At 64.9% G+C, this 21,562-nt stretch carries 21 protein-coding genes; 8 read left to right on the top strand and 13 right to left on the bottom strand.

All coding sequences use genetic code 11. The features are described 5' to 3' along the window. Nucleotides 1–7: 7 nt before the first annotated feature. The 11 genes from lpxB to pyrH form a co-directional block, all read right to left on the bottom strand. Nucleotides 8–1,246 carry a lipid-A-disaccharide synthase gene (gene lpxB / locus VME63_RS10975; RefSeq protein ID WP_325433194.1) on the bottom strand — a complete coding sequence of 413 codons (1,239 nt, stop codon included), beginning with the start codon at nt 1,244–1,246 and terminating at the stop codon, nt 8–10. 41 nt (nt 1,247–1,287) lie between these two features. Further along, a complete protein-coding gene (gene lpxA / locus VME63_RS10970) occupies nt 1,288–2,061 on the bottom strand; it encodes an acyl-ACP--UDP-N-acetylglucosamine O-acyltransferase (RefSeq protein WP_325433192.1) in 774 nt (257 codons plus the stop codon). Next, nucleotides 2,058–2,531 carry a 3-hydroxyacyl-ACP dehydratase FabZ gene (gene fabZ, locus VME63_RS10965; RefSeq protein WP_325433190.1) on the bottom strand — a complete coding sequence of 158 codons (474 nt, stop codon included), beginning with the start codon at nt 2,529–2,531 and terminating at the stop codon, nt 2,058–2,060. The genes lpxA and fabZ overlap by 4 nt, the downstream gene beginning before the upstream one ends. After that, nucleotides 2,524–3,552, bottom strand: a complete 1,029-nt coding sequence (gene lpxD, locus VME63_RS10960) for a UDP-3-O-(3-hydroxymyristoyl)glucosamine N-acyltransferase (RefSeq protein WP_325433188.1) — start codon at nt 3,550–3,552, stop codon at nt 2,524–2,526. Before lpxD ends, fabZ begins: the two co-directional genes overlap by 8 nt. A 151-nt stretch (nt 3,553–3,703) precedes the next feature. After that, on the bottom strand, nt 3,704–6,136 hold the full coding sequence (gene bamA / locus VME63_RS10955) for an outer membrane protein assembly factor BamA (RefSeq protein WP_325433187.1): 2,433 nt from the start codon (nt 6,134–6,136) through the stop codon (nt 3,704–3,706). Between the two features lie 218 nt (nt 6,137–6,354). Next, complete coding sequence (gene rseP, locus VME63_RS10950; RefSeq protein WP_325433185.1) at nt 6,355–7,704, bottom strand: RIP metalloprotease RseP; 1,350 nt, start codon at nt 7,702–7,704, stop codon at nt 6,355–6,357. Between the two features lie 35 nt (nt 7,705–7,739). Beyond that, complete coding sequence (locus VME63_RS10945; protein ID WP_325433183.1) at nt 7,740–8,912, bottom strand: 1-deoxy-D-xylulose-5-phosphate reductoisomerase; 1,173 nt, start codon at nt 8,910–8,912, stop codon at nt 7,740–7,742. A 10-nt stretch (nt 8,913–8,922) separates the two neighbouring features. Further along, nucleotides 8,923–9,744 (bottom strand): phosphatidate cytidylyltransferase, encoded by an 822-nt coding sequence (locus VME63_RS10940; RefSeq protein ID WP_325433181.1) that lies wholly within the window; start codon nt 9,742–9,744, stop codon nt 8,923–8,925. Nucleotides 9,745–9,760: 16 nt separating this feature from the next. Then, on the bottom strand, nt 9,761–10,498 hold the full coding sequence (uppS, locus tag VME63_RS10935) for a polyprenyl diphosphate synthase (protein ID WP_325433179.1): 738 nt from the start codon (nt 10,496–10,498) through the stop codon (nt 9,761–9,763). Between the two features lie 274 nt (nt 10,499–10,772). Continuing rightward, nucleotides 10,773–11,330: a ribosome recycling factor gene (gene frr / locus VME63_RS10930; protein WP_325433177.1), complete on the bottom strand. Its 558-nt coding sequence runs from the start codon at nt 11,328–11,330 to the stop codon at nt 10,773–10,775. Nucleotides 11,331–11,496: 166 nt separating this feature from the next. Next, a complete protein-coding gene (gene pyrH / locus VME63_RS10925; protein ID WP_325433175.1) occupies nt 11,497–12,219 on the bottom strand; it encodes a UMP kinase in 723 nt (240 codons plus the stop codon). A gap of 129 nt (nt 12,220–12,348) precedes the next feature. On the opposite strand from pyrH, the gene VME63_RS10920 reads away from it, so the two are divergent. Continuing rightward, nucleotides 12,349–12,771 (top strand): VOC family protein, encoded by a 423-nt coding sequence (locus VME63_RS10920; RefSeq protein ID WP_325433173.1) that lies wholly within the window; start codon nt 12,349–12,351, stop codon nt 12,769–12,771. A gap of 72 nt (nt 12,772–12,843) precedes the next feature. Here VME63_RS10920 and tsf read toward each other — a convergent pair whose 3' ends face one another. Together tsf and rpsB are read right to left on the bottom strand one after the other, a co-directional pair. Beyond that, on the bottom strand, nt 12,844–13,725 hold the full coding sequence (gene tsf, locus VME63_RS10915; RefSeq protein WP_325433171.1) for a translation elongation factor Ts: 882 nt from the start codon (nt 13,723–13,725) through the stop codon (nt 12,844–12,846). A gap of 62 nt (nt 13,726–13,787) precedes the next feature. Beyond that, nucleotides 13,788–14,684 carry a 30S ribosomal protein S2 gene (rpsB, locus tag VME63_RS10910; protein ID WP_325433169.1) on the bottom strand — a complete coding sequence of 299 codons (897 nt, stop codon included), beginning with the start codon at nt 14,682–14,684 and terminating at the stop codon, nt 13,788–13,790. 593 nt (nt 14,685–15,277) lie between these two features. On the opposite strand from rpsB, the gene map reads away from it, so the two are divergent. The 7 genes from map to VME63_RS10875 all read left to right on the top strand — a co-directional run bounded on the left by map (nt 15,278) and on the right by VME63_RS10875 (nt 21,520). Further along, entirely contained in the window at nt 15,278–16,042 is a 765-nt protein-coding gene (gene map, locus VME63_RS10905) for a type I methionyl aminopeptidase (protein WP_325433167.1), read from the top strand. A 194-nt stretch (nt 16,043–16,236) separates the two neighbouring features. Next, complete coding sequence (gene glnD, locus VME63_RS10900; RefSeq protein WP_325433165.1) at nt 16,237–18,879, top strand: [protein-PII] uridylyltransferase; 2,643 nt, start codon at nt 16,237–16,239, stop codon at nt 18,877–18,879. 88 nt (nt 18,880–18,967) lie between these two features. After that, nucleotides 18,968–19,471 carry a PepSY domain-containing protein gene (locus VME63_RS10895; protein ID WP_325433163.1) on the top strand — a complete coding sequence of 168 codons (504 nt, stop codon included), beginning with the start codon at nt 18,968–18,970 and terminating at the stop codon, nt 19,469–19,471. A gap of 81 nt (nt 19,472–19,552) precedes the next feature. Then, nucleotides 19,553–20,380: a 2,3,4,5-tetrahydropyridine-2,6-dicarboxylate N-succinyltransferase gene (dapD, locus tag VME63_RS10890; protein WP_325433161.1), complete on the top strand. Its 828-nt coding sequence runs from the start codon at nt 19,553–19,555 to the stop codon at nt 20,378–20,380. Next, nucleotides 20,377–20,889 (top strand): ceramidase domain-containing protein, encoded by a 513-nt coding sequence (locus VME63_RS10885; protein ID WP_325433159.1) that lies wholly within the window; start codon nt 20,377–20,379, stop codon nt 20,887–20,889. The genes dapD and VME63_RS10885 overlap by 4 nt, the downstream gene beginning before the upstream one ends. Then, nucleotides 20,889–21,164 carry a hypothetical protein gene (locus VME63_RS10880; RefSeq protein ID WP_325433157.1) on the top strand — a complete coding sequence of 92 codons (276 nt, stop codon included), beginning with the start codon at nt 20,889–20,891 and terminating at the stop codon, nt 21,162–21,164. Before VME63_RS10885 ends, VME63_RS10880 begins: the two co-directional genes overlap by 1 nt. Next, complete coding sequence (locus VME63_RS10875; RefSeq protein ID WP_325433155.1) at nt 21,161–21,520, top strand: arsenate reductase; 360 nt, start codon at nt 21,161–21,163, stop codon at nt 21,518–21,520. Before VME63_RS10880 ends, VME63_RS10875 begins: the two co-directional genes overlap by 4 nt. Nucleotides 21,521–21,562 lie beyond the last annotated feature (42 nt).

Genomic DNA, 21,562 nt, shown 5'->3' with positions numbered 1-21,562 from the left:
GCCGATGTTAGCGCGCATTGACAGCGGGCGCATCGAGCAATTGGGCAATGGCCGCCGCAGCATGATCGCCCGCGTGGCCGTGCAATTGGCCGCGCAGCGTTTCATGCAGCTGTTCGAACGCGGCAACGATGGCGCCGCGCCGATCGCTGTCGCGAAACAGTTCCAGTGCGGCCTTGGCCAGATTCGCCGCCGTGCATTGCTCCTGCATCAGCTCGGGTACCAGCATGGCCTTCGGCCCCATGCCGCAGGCGCGCGCCAGGATGTTGGGCAGCGCATACACGTCGGTCTTGAGCATGTTGAGCATGCGCGCGATGCGGTAGCTCAACGGCGACACGCGATAACCCACCACCATCGGCCGCTTCGCCAGCATGGCTTCCAGCGTGGCGGTGCCTGAGGCGAGCAGCACTACGTCCGCCGCGAGCATGGCATCGTGTGCCTGGCCATCGAGCAGTATCGGCATCATTTCGTCGTGCGGGCCGCGCGCGAGCATGGTCTTGAGCGTGGCGAGCGCGCGCGCATTGGCGGCGGGAATGATGATGCGCAGACCCGGCAGGGCGGCGGCCACGCGCCTGGCGGCATCGAGAAACGGTACACCCAGGCGTTCCAACTCCGAATGCCGGCTGCCCGGCAGCACCGCCAGCACGGGAACGTCCAGTGGCAACTGCAAGGCGCGCCGCGCGGGGATGCGGTCGCAGACGAGCGGAAAACGATCGGCGAGCGGATGGCCGACAAAGCGTGCATCGATGCCGTGCCGGGCATAGATGGGCGGTTCCATCGGGAACAGGCACAGCACGCGATGGGCGCTTTGGCCGATTTTTTCCGCGCGATTTTCGCGCCACGCCCAGATCGACGGACTGACGTAGTGCACGGTGCGCAGGCCCGCCGCCTTGAGCCGCTGTTCCACCCCAAGGTTGAAATCGGGCGCATCGATACCGACCACGACGATGGGCTTTTCGGCGATGACGCGCGCGACCAGTGCCTTGCGCAATTTAAGCAGGCGCGGCAAATGGCTGACCACTTCGGCGAAGCCGAACAGCGACAGTTCGCGGATGTCGTACCACGACTGAAAGCCTTGCTCCTGCATGCGCTTGCCGCCGATGCCGGCGAAGCGCGCATGCGGGTAGTGGCGGCGCAGCGCGACAATCAGGTCGCTGCCCAGCTGGTCACCGGAATCCTCGCCGGCCAGCAGCACGATCAACGGCTGGCTGGCGCCGGCATCGCCTTGGACGACATCAGGAGCTTGCATATCCAAACCTCCCACGTCGCGGGGAACGCGCGGCTGCGCCGTCAGCGTGCCAGGCCGCGCTCGCTGCGATCAATGAAGCTGAGCATCGCGCGTACGTCCTCGCTGTCTTTGGCCTGCTCGGCTAACTGCTCGCGCGCCTCCGACAGCGACAGGCCCGAGGTGTACAGCGTGCGGTAGGCGCGTTTGATGGCGGTGATGCGGTCCGACTCGAACCCGCGGCGCTTCAGGCCCGTGGTGTTCAAGCCGCGCGGGCGGCCGCCCTGGTCGTTGGCCATCATCAGGAACGGCGGTACGTCGGCGCCCAGCAGGCAGCCCATGGCGATGAAGGCGTGCTCGCCGATCTTGCAGAACTGGTGCGCGCCGGAATAGCCGGAAAACACCGTCCAGTCACCCACTTCCACATGCCCGGCCAGCGCCGAATAGTTGGAGAAAATGGTGTGGTTGCCGATCGTGCAATCGTGCGCGACATGCACGTAGGCCAGCAGCCAGTTGTCGTTGCCGATGCGGGTGATGCCGCCGCCGTCGCCGGTGCCGCGATTGATGGTGACGAATTCGCGAATCAGGTTGCGGTCGCCGATCACCAGTTCCGTGCGCTCGCCGTTGAACTTCATGTCCTGCGGATCGCCGCCGAGCGAGGCGAACTGGGCGATGCGGTTATCCTTGCCGATGCGCGTGGGACCTTCGATGACCACATGCGGCCCGACGACGGTGCCCTCGCCGATATGTACCTGGGCGCCGATCACCGTGTAGGCGCCGATGCGCACGTTCGAACCGATGACGGCAGTGGGATCGATCTGCGCGGTCGGATGGATCATTTTTCCGTCCTCGCGGCGCACATCAGTTCGCAGCTTGCCACTTCCTTGCCATCGACCAGGGTGCGCGCTTCGAACAGCCCCATGCTGCGCAGCAGGCGCTTGAGCTTCACTTCCATGCGCAACTGGTCCCCAGGCACCACCGGTGCGCTGAAGCGTGCGTTGTCCACCTTTGCCAGATAGAACAGCGCGCTGGCGGCATTGCCCTTGGCGCGCTCGCTGAGCTGGGTGAGCAGGCCGGCGGACTGCGCCATGGCTTCGACGATCAGCACGCCGGGCATGACCGGATGGCCGGGGAAGTGCCCGTTGAAAAACGGCTCGTTGATAGTGACGTTCTTGAGCGTCACCACGGTTTGATCGGGCACGATCTCGATCACGCGGTCGACCAGTAGGAAGGGGTAGCGGTGGGGCAGCAGTTGCTGGATCTGCTCCACGTTCACCGGCAGCGTGATCGAAGCGGTGTTGTCAGTCATCGTTCTTATCCTTTTCCAGCGCCGACAGCCGGCGCGCGTACTCGTCCAGGTGTTTGAAGCGCGCAGCATTGCGGCGCCAATGGCGGTTTTCCTGCAGTGGCACGCCGGAGGAGTATTCGCCGGCCTCCCGAATGGAATGTGTCACCAGGCTCTTGGCCGTAATGGTAACCCGGTCGGCCAGTTCCAGATGGCCCAGCACGCCGGCATTGCCGCCGATCATGCAATAGCGGCCGATTTTCGCGCTGCCGGCGACGGCTGCGCAGCCCGCCATGGCGGTGTGCGCGCCAATGTGGACGTTATGGGCGATCTGGATCTGGTTGTCCAGGCGCACGTCTTCTTCCAGCACGGTATCGTCCAGGGCGCCGCGATCGATGGTGGTGTTGGCACCAATTTCGCAATCGTCGCCGATGCGCACGCCGCCCAGCTGCGGCAGCTTCACCCAGTGATCGCGATCGAAGGCCAGGCCAAATCCATCCGAGCCGATCACTGCGCCCGGATGGGCCAGCACGCGCTTGCCGAGCGTGACGCGCGTAACCAGCGTCACGCGGGCGACCAGCCGCGATTGCGCACCGACCGTGCACTCGGGGCCGATGATGCAGTGCGGACCCAGCACCGCGCCGTCCTCGATGACGGCGCCGTCTTCGATCACGCAGCAGGGCCCGATGCTTGCCGTGGCGCTCACGCGCGCTCCCGCGGCGACGACCGCGCTGGGGTGCACGCCGGGGGCGGCGGCGGGCAGGCGTTCGAACAGCGCGGCGATATGGGCGTATGCCACATAGGGGTCGCGTGCGACCAGGGACGCGGTAGGGCAGTTGGGCAGCGCATCCTTGCCAAGCACCACCACGCCGGCACGCGTGGCCGACAGCTGCGCGGCATATTTGCTGTTGGACAGAAAGCTCAGCTGGCTGGGGCCGGCTCCCGCCAGGGTGCCGACGCCGTCGATGAGGCGCGCGCCATCGCCCTGGAACTGGAGCGAGAAGCGTTCGGCAAGCTCGGCGATGCTGTAGTGGATGGTGCTCATGCAGGCCTCCCCGGCATGCGGCGCATTGTAGGGGGCATTGCCCATCGCGCGCATGATTTTGCGGATCTAAAAGAAAGCGCGGCATGGCCGCGCTTTCTGTAGGCAGTTCCTTGAGATCGAGCGGTGCTCGATCCGATCAGCGTCGATCGGATCAGAACTGGCTGCCGAAGGTGAACTGGATGCGCTCCTCGTATTGGGCATCGCCAGGCTGCGAGCGGAACGGGAAGCCGAGGCTGATGATCAGCGGCCCGATCGGCGCCTGCCAGTGCAGCGAGACACCGGTGGAGGCATCGAGCTGGCTAGCGCGGAAGTTGCTGATCGAGGAATACGCCTGGCCGACGTCGACGAACCACGAGACGCGCGCGGTGTTGATGTCCTTGAGGAACGGCAGCGGCAGGTACATCTCGGCCGTGCCCAGCACCTTGAACGCACCGCCGATCGGCTGTGCGTACGAGTAGGTGCTGCCCGGGCAGTAGCCGTTGGAGAGCGCCGTGATCGGGCCGCCGTTGGCCGCCGTGCCGGCGCAGGCGCGCGGACCCAGGGTGTTGTCCTGGAAGCCGCGCAGGTCGGTCACGCCGCCGGCGTAGAAGTTCATCCAGAACGGGAAGGCGACATTCTGTCCCGCCTTGTAGCCGACGCCGGGGGAAATGTTGTAGTCGGCCGTGGTGAACTCGTAGGTCTGGTTGCCGTAGGTGCTGCCGTAGCCCACCTTGCCATCCAGGTACAGCACGAAGCCCTTGCCGATCGGCCAGTAATGGTTGGCCTCGCCGTTGAAGGTCCAGTACTGCACGGTGGAGCCGGGCAGGGCGACGTTGACGGACGCCGACAGCTGGCCACCGTGCGTGGGTGCCCAGTAGGAGTTGCGCGTGTCGTGCACCCAGCCTATCGAGCCCGTCCAGGTGTGGATGGTGTCGTGGCCCAGCGCGTTGATGTAGTCCACCAGCACCTGCGGCGTGTAGCCGACATAGGTGTTGATCTTGGTGCTGCCGATGCCGAGGCTGCCGCTGACGCGGTCGAAGTCGGTGATCGGGAAACCCAGCGTGGTCGAGAACGACTTGGTGCTGTTGGAGTAACTGGCGTACTGGCTGCCCAGGTCGGTGTAGTCCGCGCGCGAGAAGGTCGCGTTGTAGCCGATGCCGATGCCGTTTTCGGTCAGGAACGGGTTGCCGTAACTGGCGCTGATCTGGGTCAGGTAGTCGCTGCGCTCGCCGCTGACGCTGAAGCGGTCGCCGGTGCCGAGGAAGTTGTTCTGCGAAACCGAGCTGGACAGGATGATGCCCGAGTACTGCGAATAGCCCACGCCGAAGGTGAGGCTGCCGGCGGACTGTTCTTCCACCTTCACCGTCAGGTCGACTTCGTCGTCGCTGCCGGGCACGGTCTGCTTGTCGATGGTGACGGTCTTGAAGTAGCCCAGCTGCTGCAGGCGGATCTTCGAGCGGTCGATCGCCGCCTGCGAATACCAGGCCCCTTCCAGCTGGCGCATTTCACGGCGCAGCACGTCGTCTTCGGTGCGGGTGTTGCCCTGGAAGATCACGCGGCGCACATACACGCGCGGACCTGGCTGGATGTACCAGGTGATGTCCGCGGTGTGGTTGACCTTGTCCAGCTTGGGAACCGAGTTCACCTTGGCGAAGGCGTAGCCGATGTTGGCCAGCAGCGCCTTGATCGAATCGGAGGTTGCTTCGATCGCACGGCGGTTGAACAGGTCGCCGTTGTGCACGTATACCAGCTTGCGCAGCGTGTCTTCCGGCAGGATCAGCTGGCCCAGCAGGTGGGTGTCGGAAATGTGGTAGATGTCACCCTGGACAACGTCGGCGGCGATGTACATCGCGCGCTTGTCCGGCGAGATGGTCACCTGCGAGGAATCCAGGTTGAAATCGGCGTAGCCGCGGTCCATGTAATAGGACTGCAGCTTCTTGAGGTCGCCCGACAGCTTGTCCTGCGAATACTGGTCGTTCTTCGAATACCACGACAGCCAATTGGTGGTGCCGGACTCGAAGTTCTTCTCGATCTGCTTGGTGGTGAACGCCGTGTTGCCCACGATGTTCACTTCCTTGAGCTTGGCGACCTTGCCTTCGCGGATTTCGATGTCGATGGCCACGCGGTTGCGGTCCAGCTGGGTCACGTGCGGGGTCACCGACACGTTGTATTTGCCGCGGTTGTAGTACTGGCGGATCAACTCCTGCTGCACGCGGTCCAGCGCGAGGCGATCGAAGGTTTCGCCTTCGGTCAGGCCGATGTCCTTGAGGCCTTTCTTGAGGTCGTCGGTCTTGATGTCGTTGTTGCCGCGGATCGTCAGCTTGGCGATGGACGGACGCTCCACCACCTTGACCACCAGGATGTTGCCGTCGCGCTCAAGTTCGACGTCGCTGAAGAACTTGGTGTTGTACAGGGCACGGATGGCCTGCTGGGCTTCTTCGCTGGTGAGGCGATCGCCTTTGTTGACCGGCAGGTAGTTGAACACCGTGCCGGCCGAGATGCGGTTGAGGCCTTCGATACGGATATCGGAAACGACGAACGGTTCAAGTGCGAAAGCACTCGTGGAAAGGGAGGCAAGCAGGATCAGGGCGGCGATACGCTTCATCGTCGATTCCGTTGTGTTATTCGGACGGGGCGGCCAATCCGGCCGCCCCGCTGTATTTTTCTGGGGCTGGAACGAGCCCGCCCCCGTGTTTTAGTTCGCACCCGCACTTGGCGGATCCGGCAACAGGGTGCCGGGCGCCGCGATGCGGGTGGGTTGCCACGCAATGAGGAAGCCGCGGCCTGCAGGCAACATGATGTTGTCGGCGGCGCGCATCCGTCTCACGAGGGCAGGATGATGCGATGGATGTCGTTGTAGAAAGTCAGCCCCAGCAACGTGAACAGCAAGGCGATGCCCACGTACTGGCCCGCGATCATGGTCCGCTCACTGACTGGGCTGCCTTTGACCAGCTCGATAAGGTAATACAGCAGGTGCCCGCCGTCCAAGATCGGAATGGGCAGCAGGTTGACGATGGCCAGGCTGAGCGAGACCAGGCCCAGGAAATCCAGGAACCGGTCCAGGCCCATCTGTGCGGCGGCGTTGGCGACCTGGGCGATGCCGATGATGCCGGTGAGGTTGCTGGCGGCGGCCTGGCCGGTAATCATCTTGCCGACCATGGTGAAGCTTTCGGTGGTGCGCTGCCAGGTCAGTTCCAGCGAGGCAGCCAACGCCTTTAACGGGCTGTAGCGCTGGATGGCGGTTTCCGGTGCCGGCTCGGTGATGCCGATGACCCAGTGCGGGGTTTCGCCGTTCTGCGATTCCATGCGGGCCGTGACGGTGAAGTGCATGGGCTTGCCGTTGCGCTCGACATCCACCGACAGCGCCGGCGAATGTGCCGCGGCGGCCGCGATCTGTTTGCTCAGATCCCCGAAGGTGGCAATGGCGTTGCCGTCGATGCTGACGATCCGGTCGCCGCCCTGCATGCCGGCCAGCGACGCGGGTTCGCCTGCCTTGACCGTGGCGGCAACCGGCGGCTCCGGCGCGGGCAGCAGGCCGAGCTTGTCCATGTAATGGCCGACATCCTCGCCCGGCGGCAACTGGTTGAGTGGCAACACCAGCGAACGGTCCGCGCCATCGGTGCCGCGTACCATGATGGCAAGCGGAGTGCGGCTCAGCATGCCGTTGGCGATCGATTCGAACGAATCGGTCCACGTCGCCACGGGCGTGCCGCCGACGCTTAGCAAGCGATCGCCGGGGCGTATGCCCGCTTGCGCGGCGATGCTTTGCGGCGCGGCGCTGACGATCGGTGCGTAGTCGGTGCGTCCCAGCACAAACATCAGCCAGAATGCGGCGATGGTGAAGATGATGTTGAAACCCGGTCCCGCCGCCACGATGGCAATGCGCTTCCAGATCGATTGATGGGTGAATTCCTGGCCGAGCAGCGCCGGATCGACCTCGCCCTCGCGCGCATCAAGCATCTTGACGTAGCCGCCGAGCGGAATGGATGCGATCTGGTATTCGGTGCCGTCGCGGCCCACGCGCTTCCAGATGGCCGGACCAAAGCCGACCGAGAAGCGCAGCACTTTCACGCCGCAACGCCGTGCGACCCAGTAGTGTCCGAATTCGTGAAAGGTCACCAGCACGCCGAGCGTGACCGCCAACCAGAACACCGAGCCGAAAAAGGGATTCATTAAATCTGGTACGTCTCTTGGGAACTTAAAGCTTATCAGCAAGCGTTGCGAAGTACCCGCCGGACGGCTTCACGAGCTGTCCGGTCGCGTTCGCTCAGGGTTTGGATATCGACCACGGGTTGCGGCGGCAGTTCCATCAGGGCCTGCTCGATCAGGTCGGCGATGGACAGGAACGGCAGGGAGCCGGCCAGGAAGGCCGTGACGGCCACCTCGTTGGCCGCATTCAGGATGGTGCCGGCGTCGCCGCCCGCACGCAGGGCCTGGAGCGCGAGGGATGGGCAGCGGAAGGTTTTTACGTCCGGTTTTTCGAAGGCCGCTGGTGTTGCCTGGAGAGGCTCGGGCGGGCTTTGGGCCTGATCGATACGCTCGGGCCACGCCAGGGCGGCCCCAACAGACTGGCGGGGGTCCAGCTGGCCGATTTGAATCGGGGCCTCGCTGCCAGGGCGCTCTACGATGCCGCGCACTTGCCCGTCGGCTTGCAGCATCACGCGCAGGCGATCCGCCGGCACGGCGAACAGGTGATGGGCCTGGATAAGACCCAGGCCCAGATCCATCAGGCTGGCCGCGTTGACCCTGTCCAGCGCCTTGCCGGGGTATGGCGGCGAAGGGCCGATGTGCTCTGGGCCGGCGGTCATCAGTTGGGCGCGGCTGCAGCCCCGGAATACCCCACCCGAGCCCACCAGCGTCAACGTAAGGCCATCGGCCTGGACCGGCCTGCAGGACGACAGGCAGCGGAAGATCGCATGCTGGCGGCCATCCAGGGGGATCAGCTGGCCGCCGCCCTGTATGAGTGCCTGCCGCAGCAGGACGCCAGCGGTCACCATCGATTCGGTATTGGCCAGCAGCAGCCGTTTACCGGCGCGGGCCGCCGCCAGTGCCGGCGCGATGCCGGCGATACCGCTGCTGGCCGCGATCACGTCGTCGCAAGCGCCCGACGCCACTGCCTGGGCGATGGCCTCGGCGCCACCGGCGACCTCGCAACGCACGCCGGCGGCGGCCAGCCGGCGCGCCAGTGCGGCCTCCAGGGTTTTGTCCGCGATGATGGCCAGTACGGGCCGATGGCGTGTGCACAGCACAGCCAGGGCTTCGACGTTGCGGTGGGCGGCCAGCACGCTGGCGCGAAAGCGGCCGGGATGTTGCGCGATGATCTGCAGCGCGCCCGAACCGATCGAGCCCGTGGCACCGACGACGGCGATGCGGCGCGTCATGCCGGCGCGATCAGAGCCCCAGCAGCCACTTGCCGAGCGCGAAGATCGGCAGTGCGGCGAACACGCTGTCGAGCCGGTCGAGCAGGCCGCCGTGCCCGGGGAACAGCACACCGGAATCTTTCACGTTGGCGTGGCGCTTCATCAGGCTTTCGAGCAGGTCGCCGATGATCGAGCCGGCCACCGTCAGCACCGACAGCACTACCAGCCCAAGCAGGCGCATGTCGCGCACCTCGAGCAGCCAGCCACCGGCGGTGGCCACTGCCGCGCTGGTGGCGAAAGCGCCATACACGCCGGCCCAGGTCTTGCCCGGGCTGATCTGTGGAGCGAGCTTGCGCTTGCCGAAAAAGAGTCCGCTGAAATAAGCGCCGGTATCGGCCGCCCATACCAGCAGCATGGCAAGGAAAGTCCACACATGGCCGTGCGGCGCGCTGCCATGGATACCTACGGTCGCGACCCAGGCGGGAAACACCACGAACACGCCCGCCAGCAGTTTCAGGTTGCGATTCTCCGGCGTGGGCGCCGCGCCGAACGCGAAATGGCGCAACCACACGCATACCAGCAGCCACCACGCGACGCCGGCAATGAGCAACGCATGCCATGCCCAGGTCGATGTCCGCAACGTCCAGAGCACGGCAAACACCACCGCTGCCGCCGCAAGCAGCGAGCCGCGTGTCGCACGGCTTTTCATGCCGGCCAGCCGCGTCCATTCCCAGCTCGCCGCCAGGAACGCCACGGCAAGCAGGCACGCGAAGACGCTCGTCGGCAACAACAGGATGAGCAGGATGGCAAGGGGGGCGAGAAGCAGGGCGGTGATGACGCGCTGGCGCAGCATGAAGATTCCTTAGCGGTCAGGCCTGGGCGACCTGATCGCCGGTGCGGCCGAAGCGGCGCTCGCGGCGGGCGAAGTCATCAATGGCATGCTGCAGCGAGGCCTGGTTGAAGTCCGGCCACAGCGTATCGGTGAAATACAGCTCCGCATAGGCCAGCTGCCAGAGCAGGAAATTGCTGACCCGGCGATCGCCGCCGGTGCGGATGAACAGGTCCAGCGGGGGCAATTCGGCCAGGCAGGTCCATTGATTGAATGCCGCCTCGTCGATCGCCTCCGGCGACAACTGGCCCTGGGCGACGGCGATCGCGGCCTTGCGGGCGGCTTGCACGATGTCCCAGCGGCCGCCGTAATTGACGGCGACGTTCATATGCAGCTTGTCGTTGCCTTCGGTACGTTTCATGGCGCCGAGCATGCGTTTTTGCAGTTGCTCGTCGAAAGCACCCAGTTCGCCGATGAAACGCAGGCGCACACCGTTGCCGTGCAACTCGTCCACTTCCTTGTCCAGCGCGCGCACGAACAGGTCCATCAATGCGCTCACTTCATCGGCCGGCCGCAGCCAGTTTTCGCTGGAGAAGGCAAACAGGGTGAGCGATTCGACGCCTTGGCGCAGGCAGCCTTCCACCACTTCGCGCACGGCCTTGCGTCCGGCGTTGTGGCCGAAGCTGCGCGGGCGATGGCGTGCCTTGGCCCAGCGGCCATTGCCATCCATCACGATGCCGATATGGCGAGGTACGAATTTGTGCTCAGTACTGGTCATCGATGGAGAGTAGCCGCAACGGCGACGTCTGCCTCGTGGGTGGGGGTGCCGGAGAAGGAATTGCCATGAAATAGCCACTTCCCTTCGCCTGGGTGCCTCTTCGGGGCAGCCGGCGCGGCCAGATGCAGACCGGTGCCGTGCGGTTGGCCAGGGCTGAGGCGGATGCGGCGATCGTACAAGATGTAGTACCCCCCACCCTTGTCCTCTCCCCCGAGGAGAACGGGAATGGCCGCGCCAGCGATGTCCGCTGCGGCGCGGCACCGATGGCCGTTGGTTACATGGCCATCAGTTCCTCTTCCTTGGCCTTGGCGATGGTGTCCACTTCCTTCACGAAGCGATCCGTGAGTTTCTGGATTTCATCGTCGGCCTTGCGCTCATCGTCTTCGGTGATCTGCTTTTCCTTGAGCAGATCCTTGACATGCTGCAGCGCGTCGCGGCGCACGTTGCGGATCGCGATCTTGGCGTTTTCACCTTCGTGCGACACGTGTTTGGCCAGCTCGCGGCGGCGCTCTTCGGTCAGCGGCGGCATGTTGAGGCGGATCACCGTGCCGGCGGTGGTCGGCGTGATGCCGATGTCCGAGGCAAGCAGGGCCTTTTCCACCGTGGCAACCATGTTTTTTTCGAACGGCGTGATCACGATCGAGCGGCCGTCGGCCAGCGCGACCGTGGCGACTTGGTTGAGCGGCATGTCCGAGCCGTAGTAGGACACCTTGATGTGATCGACCAATGTGGTGCTCGCGCGGCCCGTGCGCAGGCGGGACAGGTCGTGCTTGAGAGCATCGATGCTCTTGCCCATGCGGGTCTGGGCATCGTGTTTGATGTCGTTGAGCATGAGAAATCACCCGGTGGCGTGCAAGCCGATAAGTATAGCAGGGCGTAGGAGGCACATTGGGAGCCGGAAAGTTCGCCCGCGGGCTCTTTCCGGCTGCCTTCATTCCTTGCGCCTGATCCTGGGACGGGCCGCCTCGCCTTGGCGCTCGCGGCGTCGTGTGAGCGTGTCAGGTGTCGGCGACCAGCGTGCCGACCGCCTCGCCGCGCATGATGCGCATCAGGTTGCCGGGCACGGTCATGTCGTAGATGCGCAGCGGCATGCCGTGGTCGCGGCAAAGCGCGATGGCAGCGGTGTCCATGACGGCGAGCTTGCGTTCGATGACCTGGTCGTAGCTCAGCTGCTCGAAGCGCTTGGCATCGCTGTGCTTGGCCGGGTCGGCGGTGTAGACGCCATCGACCTTAGTGGCCTTGAGCAGCAGGTCCGCGCCCACTTCGACCGCGCGCAGCGCCGCGGCCGAGTCGGTGGTGAAGAACGGGTTGCCGGTTCCCGCCGCGAACAGCGCGATGCGGCCTTTTTCGATGTGGCGGATGGCGCGGCGGCGGATGAAGTCCTCGGCGACGTCGTGAATCTGGATGGCGCTCATCACGCGGGCGTAACCACCGCGTTTTTCGATGGCGTCCTGCATGGCCAGCGCGTTCATGACGGTGGCCAGCATACCCATGTGGTCGCCGGTGACGCGGTCCATGCCGGCCGCGGCCAGGCCCGCGCCGCGGAAAATGTTGCCGCCGCCGATGACCACGCCGATCTGCGCGCCGGCTTGTTGTATCTCGATGATCTCGTCCGCCAGCCGGCCGATAACCTTGGGGTCGATGCCGTAGTCGGCCTCGCCCATCAATGCTTCACCGGAGAGCTTGAGCAGGATGCGTCGGTACTTTAGCGGGTTGCTCATGGAGGCTCCGGATTGTTTGGCGCAAAACGCGTGCATTGTAGCGGAGGCCGATGCGAACGTCAGCGCGCCATCGGTCTATGCTGCACGCCAGGGGCCGTGTGGCCCGTGGTTAATGTAGGGAGTTTGTGTATGCAACATGCCATCGCCGCCGTTTCGCTGCTGGTGCGCGACTACGATGAGGCGATCGCGTTCTATACCCAGTGCCTGGATTTCGAGCTGGTGGAAGATACCCCCCTGGGCGGCGGCAAGCGCTGGGTGTTGCTGTCCCCGCCCGGCGCACGCGAAACGCGCCTGCTGTTGGCCCAGGCCACGACGTCCGAGCAGGATCTATGCGTGGGCGAGCAGGCGGGCGGCAGGGTTTTTCTGTTTCTGCACGTGGATGACTTCCACGCACGCTATGCGGCCATGCGTGCACGCGGTGTGCGTTTCCTGGAAGCGCCGCGTCACGAACCGTACGGCACGGTCGCCGTGTTCGAGGACCTTTACGGCAACCGCTGGGACTTGCTGCAACCGGCCCCGAAGCCCGATCCGGTGCCGTTGCGATCGGTCTGAGCCGCAGCTCTGCGCGCAAACGAAAAGGCCACGGTTTCCCGTGGCCCTTCGTGCAACCGCGTGGCTGGCCTGTTACGCCAGGCCGGCCTGCTTCATGACTTCGGCGGCGAAGTCGTCCTGCACCTTCTCGATGCCTTCGCCCACGGCCAGGCGGGCCACGGAGATCACGTCGGCGCCTTCCTTCTTCAGCACGTCAGCCACGGAGGTGTTGGTATCCATCACGTAGGGCTGGCCGAGCAAGGTCACTTCGGACACGATCTTGTTGACCTTGCCGCCGATGATCTTCTCGAGGATTTCAGCCGGCTTGGCCTTTTCCTTCTCGGACATCTGGCTGAGCGCGATTTCCTTTTCCTTTGCCAGGAAATCGGCCGGCACGTCGTCGGCGCGCACATAGGCCGGATTCATCGCGGCCACGTGCATGGCGATGCCCTTGGCCAGCTCTTCGGAGCCGCCCTTGAGCGCAACCAGCACACCGATGCGGTTGCCATGGATGTAGCTGCCGATGACGCCGTCGTTGGACACGCGGGCCATGCGGCGCACCTGGATGTTTTCGCCGATGGTGGCGACCAGCGCCTTGGCGGCCTCTTCGACCGAGGCGGCGTCGGGGTAGGCGGCGGCCTTCAGCGACTCGACATCCTTGGCGCCGGACTTCAGCGCGACGTCGGCGACGGTGTCGCTGAACTTCACGAAGCTGGCGTCCTTGGCGACGAAATCGGTTTCGCTGTTCACTTCGACCAGTACGGCGTTGCCGGAGGCCTGGGCGGCAACGATGCGGCCTTCGGCGGCCACGCGGCCGGCCTTCTTGTCGGCCTTGGCCAGGCCCGACTTGCGCAGCCATTCCATCGCCGCTTCGATGTCGCCGTGGTTTTCGACCAGGGCTTTCTTGCACTCCATCATGCCGGCGCCGGAGCGCTCGCGGAGTTCCTTGACCAGTTGGGCGGAAATTTCAGCCATTGACAGTTCCTCGGAAATCTTGGTTTGCCGTGGCGGCGGGCCGCCACGGCAGCGGGTAAGGCTTACTCGGCGTCGCCGAACTCGTTGTTCGAGCGGCCGCCGCGACCGCCGCGGCCGCCACGGCGGTCGTCGCGCTCGCCGCCGCGGGGGGCGCCCTTCTTGGCCGGTGCATTGCGGCGGGGAGCCGCGGCGCGACGCTCCTCGTCCTTGGCGACCGGGTTGCCTTCCTCGTCGAGTTCGACGAATTCGTTGGCATCGCCCTGGGCGGCAGCCGGGGCGGCGGCCTTGCCTTCGAGGATCGAGTCGGCGGCGGCGCGGGCGTACAGCTGGATCGCGCGGATGGCGTCGTCGTTGCCTGGGATGGCGTAGTCGACCAGTTCGGGGTTGTAGTTGGTGTCGACCACGGCGATCACCGGGATGCCGAGCTTCTTGGCTTCCTGCACGGCGATGTTTTCATGGCCGATGTCGACCACGAACAGCGCGTCGGGCAGGCGGTTCATGTTCTTGATGCCGCCGAGCGAGTTTTCCAGCTTGCCGCGTTCGCGGCGCAGGGCCAGCACTTCGTGCTTGACCAGCTTGTCGAAGCTGCCGTCGGTTTCGGCCGCTTCCAGCTCCTTCAGGCGCGCGACCGACTGCTTGACCGTGCGGAAGTTGGTGAGCATGCCGCCGAGCCAGCGGGCGGTGACGAAGGGCATGCCGGCGCGGGCGGCCTCTTCGGCCAGCGCTTCGCGCGCCGAGCGCTTGGTGCCGACAAACAGCACGGTACCGCGCTTCTGGGCGATCGCCGACAGGAAGTTCATCGCGTCGGTGAACAGCGGCAGCGTCTTTTCGAGGTTGATGATGTGGATCTTGCCGCGGGCGCCAAAGATGTACGGGGCCATCTTCGGGTTCCAGTAGCGGGTCTGGTGACCGAAATGCACGCCAGCTTCCAACATCTGGCGCATGGTGACTTGAGCCATGGTGATACTCCTGCAATGGGCCTTTTCGAGTGGCCCGGGGGGTTGGGACCTCCACGTACCCCCGGCTTCGACCGTAGCGCCCATGGCTTGGAGAATGGGGCTACAGCACCCCGAAGACGGTGCCGATACGTGTGTGGCATTGGTTGGGCTTGTAACGCGAGACGGTTACAATCCCCATTCGCTTTGCGCCGCCCGGGCCTCCAAAGGGCTGGGCGGGGTCTGCAAAACCCGGAAATTATAGCCGGGGCCGAGACTTCGCGGCAAGTCGCTGGTTTTTGGGGACTTTGCCGCCATATGGAGGGATGGTCTTATCCATTCTGCGTGGGTGGCATGATGTCCAGAAGGCTTACAGGCTGCGTAGCGTGGCGCCGGGAAGACTGTCCGTCTTGCCAAGCCGCGCGGCACAGCCCGCGAGCCTTCTGGACATCACCCCGTCATTCGAATTCAATCGAGGGGCCAGCGCTGTCTGTCCGCAGCCCCGCGGTCCATCGGCTCGACAGACGGCCGGCCTGCCTTCTCTGATGGCCCCAGGGCCTGCGAACAGACAGCGCTGGCGACACCCACGCAGAATGGATCAGACGATCCCTGGAACTATGACCATTACGCTCAAATCCGCCCAAGACCTCCAAGGCATGCGCGTCGCCGGCCAGCTGGCGGCCGAAGTGCTGGCCATGCTAAAGGAGCACGTCAAGCCCGGCGTCACCACCGAGGATCTGGACCGGCTCGCCTACGAGCACATCGTCAACGTGCAGAAGGCGACCCCGGCCAACGTGGGCTACCACGGCTTCCCCAAGACCCTGTGCACGTCGGTCAACCACGTGATCTGTCACGGCATTCCCAGTCCCGGCAAGGTGCTCAAGGACGGGGACATCATCAATCTGGATGTCACCGTCATCAAAGACGGCTGGCATGGCGACACCAGCCGCATGTACTTCGTCGGTGCGCCGGGCGTGCTGGCCAAGCGGCTGGTGGACACCACCCACGAGGCGATGATGCGCGGCATCCAGACCGTGCGCCCCGGTGCGACGCTGGGCGATGTCGGTCACGCGATCCAGAAGCACGCCGAGGCGGCGGGGTTTTCGATCGTGCGCGAGTATTGCGGCCATGGGATCGGCAAGGTCTACCACGACGAACCCCAGGTGCTGCACTACGGCAAGCCCGGCACGGGCGTGGTGCTGCAGAAGGGCATGACTTTCACGGTCGAGCCGATGGTCAATGCGGGCAAGCCGCATACCAAGCAGCTGCCCGATGGCTGGACCGTGGTCACCAAGGACCACTCGCTGTCCGCGCAGTGGGAGCACACCATTGCCGTGACGGACGACGGCTACGAGATCCTCACGCCCTGGCCGGACGCGTAAGCGTTCGCCGCCTGGTCGTGCCGGCGAAACCGCCATCGGGTACAGCCCGTTTGCGCGACGTATCCGGCATCGGTTCGATGCCTGCCGCGCAAGGCTTCGCACCGGACCCGGCCGCGGCGCTTTTGGACAGTGAAGCCGGTCCATGACGGCCGGGCCCGTATTTTAAAGCAGCGGATAGGGCAGACTCCCACCGAATGAATGCGTCCGCCATCGCCCTTCCTCCCATTCCGCGCCTGCCGGTCGCCGTTCCGCGTTCGGGCGTGTCCGGCGATGCGCGGCGCGCCTTGCGGCAGTTGCTTGGCGACCTCGATCGCGACATCGCGGTGGCGTTTCGCGATGGCGCCGACGCCACGGCGCTGGCCCGCCGGCGCGGCGAATCGGTCACACGCATCGTGGCGCACGTGTGGACGGCATGCCTGGGCGAGGTCAGTCATGCGGCGTTGTTCGCCATCGGTGGTTTCGGGCGCGGCCTGCTTTTTCCATATTCGGACATCGATTTGCTGGCGCTGGTGGAGCAGGCCGATACCGCACGGCTGCGCGCGCTGGAACAATGCTTCGCCACGCTATGGGACATCGGCCTGAAAGTGGGGCATGCGGTGCGCGATCCCGCGCAATGCCGCACGCTGGCCGCTGCCGACGCGAGCGTGTTCACCAGCTTGCTCGATGCGCGTCGGCTGGCGGGCGATCCGGCGATGGATACGCAGCTTCGCCAGATCGTCGATGCGCCGGACATGTGGCCGCCGCGCGATTATCTGCGTGCGCGCCTGGCCGATCGCGACGCGCGCCACGCGCGTTTCGACGACACCGCCAACAATCTGGAACCCAACATCAAGGATGGTCCTGGCGGCTTGCGCACGCTCGATTCCCTGCGTTGGCTTGGACAGCGCGTCGCGCATGCGAACGACTTTGCCGACATGGTCATCGAGGGTTTGCTCGATCCGGCCGAATGCGACAGCCTGCTGGGCGCGCAAGCGACCTTGCGGCGCTATCGCTTTGCCTTGCACCTGGAAGCCAGGCGCGCGGAAGAGCGCCTGCTGTTCGACTATCAGCGCGCTATCGCGGCACGGCTTGGCTTTGAGGATGAGCACGAGAAAAACCTCGGCGTCGAACAGTTCATGCAGGGCTATTACCGTGCGGCCAGCCAGGTAGAGCGCCTGGGGATACAGATCGCCGACCGCTTCGAGGAGATGCTCGAGGCACCGAGCACGCCACAGCCGGTCGGCGCCGATTTCATCCGCTACGGCGCGCGCATGGCCGCGCGCGATCCGGATCTTTTCATGCATCGGCCCGCTGCGCTGGTCGACATTTTCATCGCGCGGCTGGACGAAAAAGGGCTGATCGGCTTCAGCGCCGACACCATGCGCCGCATCCACCAAGCCACCGCCGCGCACGGCGCCGCGCTTGCCGACGATGCGCAGGTGCTAGCCTCTTTCCTGCAGTTGCTGCGGCGTGGTGCGCCAGCGGTGGATGCCTTGTGGCGCATGAACCGCCACGGTCTGCTGGCGGCGATCTTGCCTGCTTTCGGCCAGGTGTTCGGCCGCATGCAGTACGACCTGTTCCACGTCTACACCGTGGACGAACACACCTTGCGCGTGCTGCGCAACGTGGCGCGCTTTGCCGATCCGGCCACGCAGGCGGAATTTCCGCTTGCCTGCGAGGTGTGGCCGACGTTGCCCAAACCGGAAGTGTTGCTGCTGGCCGCGTTGTTCCACGACATCGCCAAGGGTCGCGGCGGCGACCATTCCGTGCTGGGCGAAGAAGACGCGCGCGCCTTTTGCGCCAAGCTCGGCCTTGCCCAGGACGATACCGAACGCGTGGCATGGCTGGTGCGCTGGCATCTGCTGATGAGCACCACCGCGCAGCGGCAGGACATCACCGATCCGGACGTGGTGCACCGCTTTGCCGAGGCGGTGGCCGGGCGCGAGCGGCTGGGTCAGCTTTATCTGCTGACCATCGCCGACATCATCGGCACCAGTCCGCGCTTGTGGAACGCGTGGAAGGATCGCCTGCTGGCCGATCTCTACACCGCCACGCGCTACGCATTGCGCCGCGATGCCAAACCTTCGCGCGACGCGTCGGTGCGCATCGAACATTGCCGCGAACAGGCGCTGGCGCTGCTGACCGCGCAAGGTTACGCGCCCGCCGCGGTCGCGCAGGTGTGGGCCGGGTTTCCCGATCTGAGTTTCCTGCGCCACCATCCACAGCAGATCGCCTGGCAGACCGATGCGATCCTCAAGGCCGATGGCAAGCTGCCGTTGATCGCCGTGCACCCGATGTCGGTGCGAGGCAGCACGGAGCTGCTGGTGTACGCGCCCGATCGCGACGGCCTGTTCGCCAACGTCACGGCAATGCTGGACCGCCTGCATTTTTCGGTGATGGAAGCGCGCGTGCTCAGTTCGCCCGACGGCAAGGCACTGGATACCTTCCTTCTGTTGGAGGCGGAAAACCAGAAGCCCGCCAGCCAGGAGCGCGCCGAAGAACTGCGTCAACGCCTGCAGCGCGCACTTGCGCAATCGGCGCCGATCATGCCGCCCCGGCGCAGCATGTCGCGCCATCTCAAGCACTTCCAGATGGTGCCGCGCATCGATTTCAAGCAGGCCGGCGGGCGCACGCAGATGGCCCTGGTGTGCAGCGACCGCCCCGGCCTGCTGGCGGCGGTCACGCAGGTACTGATGGCCTGTGGCGTTCGCGTGCACGACGCGCGCATCGCCACCTTCGGCGAGCGGGTGGAAGACTTCTTCCAGCTGACCGACCGTCGCAATGCCCCGCTGGAGGAGACACAGCAGCAGCGTCTGTGGCAGGCTTTAGTGGAGCGGATCGGACCTGCCAAGGAATGATTTCCCGCCGGGCCGCGTCAGCGGCCTGACATTTGATACCCCCCCCTTTTTCCCGTTTGGCTTGGCAAGCCGAGAAGGCCGCAGGCGCATGTCCGCATCCCATCAAGTTCTCAAGTTCGTACGTCAGGCTCATCTGTATGTCGGCGTTTTTATTGCGCCGGCTTTACTCTTCTTTGCATTCACCGGCGGCCTGCAGGTTTTCAGCCTGCATGAAACCACCCGTGGCAGCGATTACAAGCCGCCGGCATGGCTGGTGACGCTGGCCCAGGTGCACAAGAAGCAAACCACCGTCGTTCCCGTGCACAAGGCGCGGCCGGTGGATGCCGACAGTCATCAGGTGCCCCAGGGCGCCGCGGCAGCGGGTGCGCCGGCGGATCTTGCGCCGCCGATGCAGGCGAAACCGGATGGCCAGCACGACAACGGCAGGCATCCGCTGCCGCTGAAGATCTTCTTCGCGCTGGTCGCGCTTGGTTTGTTTCTATCGACATTGGGTGGCATTTACATGGCCTACCGCTACACCCGCAGGCCCGGGCTGGTTTCCTTCATCCTGGCGGTCGGGGTGTTATTGCCGATCGCGCTTGCGTTTGTCTAAGTTCCCTATGACACGACATACACGCTTGCCGGGGCGTGTGGATGTAATCTTCTGTACTGATCTGAAAGCGAGCCATTTGTCATGCAGTCCATCGAAAGCCTGATCAACGATGCCTTCGAGCGTCGCGCCGACCTCACCCAGAGCGAAATCGAAACCCATCTGCGTCCCGCGCTGGGGCAAGTGCTGGACTTGCTCGAAGCGGGCGAGCAGCGCGTTGCCGAGCCCGATGACAACGGTGGCTGGAAGGTCAATCAATGGCTGAAAAAGGCGGTGCTGCTGTACTTTCGCATCAATCAGAACCGCGTGGTCGATGGCGGCCCGGCACAGGCGTTCGACAAGGTGCCCTTGCGCTTTGCGCACGGCAACGATGCGGAGCTGCAAAACCTCGGTGCGCGCGTGGTGCCCGGCGCGCTCGTGCGCCGCGGCGCACACGTGGCCAAGGACGCGGTGTTGATGCCCAGCTACGTGAACATCGGTGCGCACGTGGGCGCGGGCACGATGGTCGATACCTGGGCCACGGTGGGTTCGTGCGCGCAGATCGGCGCAGGCGTGCATCTGTCCGGCGGCGTGGGCATCGGCGGTGTGCTGGAGCCGTTGCAGGCCAACCCGACCATCATCGAAGACCATTGCTTCATCGGCGCGCGTTCGGAAGTGGTGGAAGGCGTGGTGGTGGAGCGCGGCAGCGTGATCGGCATGGGCGTGTTTCTCGGCCAGTCCACGCGCATCTACAACCGTGCCACCGGCGAAATCAGCTACGGCCGCGTGCCGGCGGGCAGCGTGGTGGTGGCGGGCAACCTGCCGGCCAAGGACGGCACGCATAGCCTGTACGCGGCGATCATCGTCAAGCAGGTGGACGAGAAAACCCGCAGCAAGACCGGCATCAACGAACTGCTACGCAGCGGCGAGTGAGCAAGCGTTCCCTATCGAAGTCCGTTCGTCCCGTGCGTGGCCGTGCCTTCGCACTGGCCGCGCTGGGCGTGGTGGTACTGATCACGGCATGCATCATGCCGCCGTTCGCACAGCCGCAGAGTTACCATGATTTTGCGGACACGCGCGGCTGGCTGGGCATTCCCAACTATGGCAACGTCGCCTCGAACGTCATGTTTCTGGTGGTCGGGCTAGTGGGACTGGCGGCGATGCGCACGCCTGCGGTGGGTGCGATGGAAGCGGCGCCGCGCCGTGCCTATGGCGTGATGTTTCTCGGCCTGGTCTTCACCGCTTTCGGTTCCGCGTACTACCACTGGGCGCCTTCAGACGAGCGGCTGGTGTGGGATCGGTTGCCCATGACACTGGTGTTCATGCCGTTGCTCGCGGCCACCTATATCGAACGCCTGCGGTTGCGCTCGGATCTGCTGCTGTGGGTGCTCACGTTATTGGGCGTGGGCAGCGTGGTGTACTGGAATACAGCGATAACCTGATGCCCTACCTGATAGCGCAGGGCGGGGCGGTGCTATGGATCGTGCTGGCGCTGGCACTGCTGCCCACGCCGTGGACGCAACGCGGCATGCTGTGGCCGGCCCTTGGCTGCTATGCGGTGGCCTTCGTCAGCGAAAAGCTGGATCTGGACATTTTCCGCTGGAGCGGCGGCATCGTCAGCGGGCACACCGTCAAGCATCTGCTCGCAGCCGCGGCGTTTTACTTCATCCTGCGCATGCTGCAGCGACAACAACCGAAAACGGATCAGAATCGATGACAGCCCCCACCCTCTACGGCCTGCCCAACTGCGACACCTGCAAGAAGGCGCGCAATTGGCTCAACCGCTTCGAGATTGCGCACGAGTTTGTCGACTACCGCGCCAAGCCGCTACCGCCTGCCACGCTCACGTCATGGGCGCAGCAACTGGGCGGTTGGGAAAAACTGGTCAACAAATCGAGCACTACGTGGCGCAATCTGTTGCCGCAACGCAAGAACCCCGGCTCCGATCCCGAGTGGACCTTGTTGCTGAAGGAATATCCGGCCTTGATTCGCCGTCCCGTGGTTGTACAGGCCGACGGCTCGGTGAGCGTGGGCTTCACCGATAATGGCTTTAAGAAAGTATTCGGGCGTTAGGCCCGTTTTTTGGCGTGGTCCTTATAGCGCGACACATCCCTG

Origin of the sequence: Dyella sp., assembly GCF_035503745.1 — a bacterium.
Taxonomy (GTDB): Bacteria; Pseudomonadota; Gammaproteobacteria; order Xanthomonadales; family Rhodanobacteraceae; genus Dyella_B.
The sequence above is the reverse complement of the archived record's forward strand: the minus strand, read 5'-3'. Positions and strand labels throughout refer to the sequence as shown.

Coding starts and splice junctions, on each gene's coding strand:
- bamA (WP_325433187.1), bottom strand. CDS start 6,136: ATGAAGCGTATCGCCGCCCTGATCCTGCTTGCCTCCCTTTCCACGAGT.
- tsf (WP_325433171.1), bottom strand. CDS start 13,725: ATGGCTGAAATTTCCGCCCAACTGGTCAAGGAACTCCGCGAGCGCTCC.
- fabZ (WP_325433190.1), bottom strand. CDS start 2,531: ATGACTGACAACACCGCTTCGATCACGCTGCCGGTGAACGTGGAGCAG.
- lpxB (WP_325433194.1), bottom strand. CDS start 1,246: ATGCAAGCTCCTGATGTCGTCCAAGGCGATGCCGGCGCCAGCCAGCCG.
- rpsB (WP_325433169.1), bottom strand. CDS start 14,684: ATGGCTCAAGTCACCATGCGCCAGATGTTGGAAGCTGGCGTGCATTTC.
- VME63_RS10875 (WP_325433155.1), top strand. CDS start 21,161: ATGACAGCCCCCACCCTCTACGGCCTGCCCAACTGCGACACCTGCAAG.
- frr (WP_325433177.1), bottom strand. CDS start 11,330: ATGCTCAACGACATCAAACACGATGCCCAGACCCGCATGGGCAAGAGC.
- rseP (WP_325433185.1), bottom strand. CDS start 7,704: ATGAATCCCTTTTTCGGCTCGGTGTTCTGGTTGGCGGTCACGCTCGGC.
- VME63_RS10920 (WP_325433173.1), top strand. CDS start 12,349: ATGCAACATGCCATCGCCGCCGTTTCGCTGCTGGTGCGCGACTACGAT.
- glnD (WP_325433165.1), top strand. CDS start 16,237: ATGAATGCGTCCGCCATCGCCCTTCCTCCCATTCCGCGCCTGCCGGTC.
- VME63_RS10895 (WP_325433163.1), top strand. CDS start 18,968: ATGTCCGCATCCCATCAAGTTCTCAAGTTCGTACGTCAGGCTCATCTG.
- lpxA (WP_325433192.1), bottom strand. CDS start 2,061: ATGATCCATCCGACCGCGCAGATCGATCCCACTGCCGTCATCGGTTCG.
- pyrH (WP_325433175.1), bottom strand. CDS start 12,219: ATGAGCAACCCGCTAAAGTACCGACGCATCCTGCTCAAGCTCTCCGGT.
- VME63_RS10880 (WP_325433157.1), top strand. CDS start 20,889: ATGCCCTACCTGATAGCGCAGGGCGGGGCGGTGCTATGGATCGTGCTG.
- lpxD (WP_325433188.1), bottom strand. CDS start 3,552: ATGAGCACCATCCACTACAGCATCGCCGAGCTTGCCGAACGCTTCTCG.
- VME63_RS10945 (WP_325433183.1), bottom strand. CDS start 8,912: ATGACGCGCCGCATCGCCGTCGTCGGTGCCACGGGCTCGATCGGTTCG.
- uppS (WP_325433179.1), bottom strand. CDS start 10,498: ATGACCAGTACTGAGCACAAATTCGTACCTCGCCATATCGGCATCGTG.
- dapD (WP_325433161.1), top strand. CDS start 19,553: ATGCAGTCCATCGAAAGCCTGATCAACGATGCCTTCGAGCGTCGCGCC.
- VME63_RS10940 (WP_325433181.1), bottom strand. CDS start 9,744: ATGCTGCGCCAGCGCGTCATCACCGCCCTGCTTCTCGCCCCCCTTGCC.
- map (WP_325433167.1), top strand. CDS start 15,278: ATGACCATTACGCTCAAATCCGCCCAAGACCTCCAAGGCATGCGCGTC.